The organism is Yersinia ruckeri ATCC 29473, assembly GCF_000754815.1.
GTDB lineage: Bacteria > Pseudomonadota > Gammaproteobacteria > Enterobacterales > Enterobacteriaceae > Yersinia > Yersinia ruckeri.
Genome location: NZ_KN150748.1, coordinates 96154 through 99962, shown reverse-complemented (window position 1 = coordinate 99962; position 3809 = coordinate 96154). Strand labels below are relative to the sequence as shown.

The following is a 3809-nucleotide window of genomic DNA, read 5'->3' as shown; positions in this document are numbered from 1 at the left end:
TACGATTCACTACTTCAAAAGGCTGCTGAGAGGTGGCTTCGCATTCGGTTGTGTCGCGTTAACGGAGGAAAGACGAAAAAACTAGGGCTGTCTATTTTTCAGGCGGCCAACAGATAAAATTGTTCTGCCGGTGATAAATGCTCCCCGACTGGATGCTGAAGTTGTCCTTTGCGTATCATATGCACTAACTCAATACCTGCCAATATCGTCTGCGCCCGCCGAAATGATTTTAATCCCAACATCGGTCGTATTCGCCGTTTGATATTTCGGTGGTCCTGTTCAATCAGGTTGTTCAGGTATTTACTTTGTCTGATGGTGATAGTTTCTTCTTCTGGTTTGTCTGCATTGAGTGTGGTTAGGGCTGCGGTGTTGGCACCACTTTTATCGATGGTGACCACATCAGGTTCGCCCTGGTAACGAATGGCCTTGCGAAAAAAACGCAGGGTGGCGGCGGCATCCCGTTTGGCGGTCAGCAGGAAGTCGATGGTCTGGCCTGTAGTATCGACCGCCCGGTATAAATATTTCCACTGACCTTTGACTTTGATGTAGGTTTCATCCATGCGCCACCGACGACCCACTGAGCGTTTATGTCGGCGAAACGCCTTATCCAGCAAGGGCACCAGGCGGATAACCCAGCGGTGTAACGTGGAATGGTCAACGGCAATACCGCGTTCAGCCATCATATCTTCCTGGTTGCGCAGGCTGAGGGCGTAAGCCAGGTACCAACGAACACATTGCGCGATGATATCGACGGGATAATGCTGGCGTTTAAAGGCTTTTCGGATCAGAGACATGGTTAGGCAACACCGTAAAAAAACAGCATGTTACCTGACGACGCCTTAATGCGACAGAGCCCTAGTTGTCCTGGGTGAGTTTGGCATATAGCCGAGCGGATTTCAGTCTAATAGGAACCATAGCATGTCGTCATAGAAACATTGACGACATGTTTAGCATCACTTAACATTCGAGTTGTTTAGTATCCCTAAACAAAATGCATTAACTAGCAAAACAGCAACTCCAGGGAAAAGCCGGTCATTGACCGGCTGCCTGCTTATAACGTCTAAGTTTGCAGATATTCAAAGGTGCTTTAATACACCGAAGAAATACTTTTCAAAAGCTTTTTCTCCCTCAGTAGGCCACTTTGGAGGATCGGTATAAAGGTGTCCTAAACATCGCATCCCTGCATGTTGTCCAGCTTTTCTTTCGGCATACTCATCATCCGAATAACCCATGGTTTCAATAATGAGGTTACGCGCTTCTCCCGTACCCGGCGAAGAAGCTGTCACGATGAAATCAGGTAGGACAAATCCCTTTCCACTTGCAAGATTCACTTCCAAATCGAATAAAGGTTTCTTTAGGCTAAATTCATGTGGAGTAAAATTCTTTAGTTTGTATATCCATTCGGACGCAGTCTGAATAGAACGTATAGTTTGCCGCTCAAGCTCGCTGTCAACAGGGAGAGGGCATCCCCAACTGAACATTGCATGAGCATAACCCTCACTGCAAATCACTGCCCCATCCATACCCCGTCTGAACATAAGGACAACCCAATATGGCCCTCTCTTACCCTCCTGACTTTCTCCATTGATACTCACTTGTTTTGCCGGTGTAAACGTTATTTCAGTATACCGGCCTTTGTACTTCACTGATTCACGACTGACATCGTCGGACATGAAAATTTGGTAAAAGACTCTTTCTTTATCCTTTGGCCAAGGTTGTTCACTGCGTTCCAAATGTCGCATGAGAACTTCTTGCCGCGCCTGATTCAACCAAGGTTCGAAACGCACAAAGTCCGACAACATATTGTCTCGCCCAACGTATACTGTTCGTTCAGCAATTCCCCTCAGAGCATCAAGGTGTTGAGATGAAGGTATATTCGCGGGGGGCCAAACTGGTGACAGTTTATTAAGTTCAGCCTCTTCAATTAGCGTAAATAGCAGGCGGGCAATAGATGGAACGCGTTTTCTACGGGTCTTATCCGCTAAAGGAGGGGAATTTCCGCCTGGTAGACATATCCGGGCATCTCGTTCCATCTTTGGCAAAAACTTACGGTAATCTATCGTTTTGCACCCTGCAGTACGCCGCGTGCCACCGCCTGACAAATCATCGGTACTACTATGAATACGAAACAGCGGGCATTTATTGTCATGAGGGGAACTGAAACTATTAAAATATAGAGTCTGTGTATCGGAACGGAGGTTTGCACTATTCATCGGCACATTATCTCCTGATCCGCAATCGCATTTGAACCAGAGCTCATGTTGACGCATTTCAAGCAGGACCTTTTCTGCCAGCTTCTTTTCTATTAAGGAACGAACATTTCGAAAACCACAAACATGGCGAATAGCTGCTCTTTCTTCTTCGGTCAGTATTCGATAAAAACCACCACGCGGAGCTTTCTTTCTGACAAGTTGCATCTATCCTCCTGAGTCTTCCTCGTTGATTTGGACTTGGACTGGTAGACCAGCGTTATAACAGTTCAGATAGAGCTGGCCTACACTAATGGCATCTCCGTGTAAGCGGACCCTTTCCCCATCAGCTTGGACTAATAACAGGTAGGGCGTCCCCTCAAACGGTATAACGTAGCTTGCTCGCCAAGCCAAATATGTCTGATTATTTAAGATGATGGGTAGAGCGTCTGTAGCTGGTTTTGTCGGAAAATTATGAGGCAATACAAAGCTGGTTTTGCGTTTTTGCCGATCGAGCTCAGCCTGTCTTTCATTTGCGTAGAGTAGTGCGGCGCATTCCAAACCATCATGTGTTAGTTCGACAGCCAGTTGCAAATTAGTGGCTCGTAAAGTACGAACCATCCCAGCTTTAGCTAATCGATGGCATGCACCACGGAGATTGGGACCATATACTGGTTTGGCATCACTAAGAGCTAGCAATTTCTCGAGATCTTTTGTGGGTACTGGACCAGGCTTCCTTTCGTCCAGCGCAGCCAATATTATCAAGATATTCTTTTGCAACGCTGACAAGCGACGAGTTGGTGAATGTTCGTTATTCAAGATCATAAATATTGCCATATGATTAAAAATCACTGTAAGTAAATCATATCAAGATTGATTAAAAAACATATTCATAAATCAAATAATGAATGATTAGCTCACACTAACTACTATTTATATTAAGAATGATTAAAATCGATAACGACTTAATCAATCATTTTCATATATAAAGCCAATGTGACATTTATGTATACCCAAACGTCACATCCATACATAGAAGAACAACAGAACCCGATTACTGGCTTTGGAAGTAATAATCTGACCCATAGCACGAACAACGTGAACTTCCACTTCCCCTATAAGATATGGAATGCCTCCTGCTATAGATACGGGTAAAATTATCAAATCTCATACAACCTTAAAGAACGAACATATGACGAGCATATCTTCATCAAGCGCTTCCCCAGCTTCGCTGCATCCACGCTTCCAATGGAACACCCTGTTTCGCGGAGACCTACAGCGATCAAACTTCAATGCCTGTGTTGGTAATAATGGTGCACCTGATATTTATGAATATGCTGACGGTTTTGCCGAAAGTGTAGTTCTGCTCATTGAAGCGATAGCTCAATATAGAGGGACGCTGGACACATTGATCTATCCAATTTGTTTTAACTTGAGGCACTCCGTAGAGCTGACAATAAAGGCCCTGTGAATAGACCCCAGTTTCCTAGACGGTTGCGTGCCTCATGAACCAGGCACTTTCATAAACTGCAGGTGGTTGATCTTCACAGGCACTGTGACGCCGTTTAGCATTATAAAACATCTCTACATAATCGAAGATATCCGCCTTCGCTTCTTCTC

At 44.9% G+C, this 3809-nt stretch carries 4 protein-coding genes; all 4 read right to left on the bottom strand.

All coding sequences use genetic code 11. The features are described from left to right. Positions 1-98: 98 nt before the first annotated feature. Entirely contained in the window at positions 99-794 is a 696-nt protein-coding gene (locus tag DJ39_RS17040) for an IS6 family transposase (RefSeq protein WP_038251906.1), read from the bottom strand. Between the two features lie 282 nt (positions 795-1076). Next, positions 1077-2417, bottom strand: a complete 1341-nt coding sequence (locus DJ39_RS17035) for a hypothetical protein (RefSeq protein WP_004723383.1) — start codon at positions 2415-2417, stop codon at positions 1077-1079. Beyond that, positions 2418-3014 carry a hypothetical protein gene (locus DJ39_RS17030; RefSeq protein ID WP_038251904.1) on the bottom strand — a complete coding sequence of 199 codons (597 nt, stop codon included), beginning with the start codon at positions 3012-3014 and terminating at the stop codon, positions 2418-2420. Positions 3015-3675: 661 nt separating this feature from the next. Continuing rightward, positions 3676-3809: IS3 family transposase (locus DJ39_RS18090; protein WP_169740494.1), on the bottom strand; the 134-nt coding region annotated here is incomplete at its 5' end.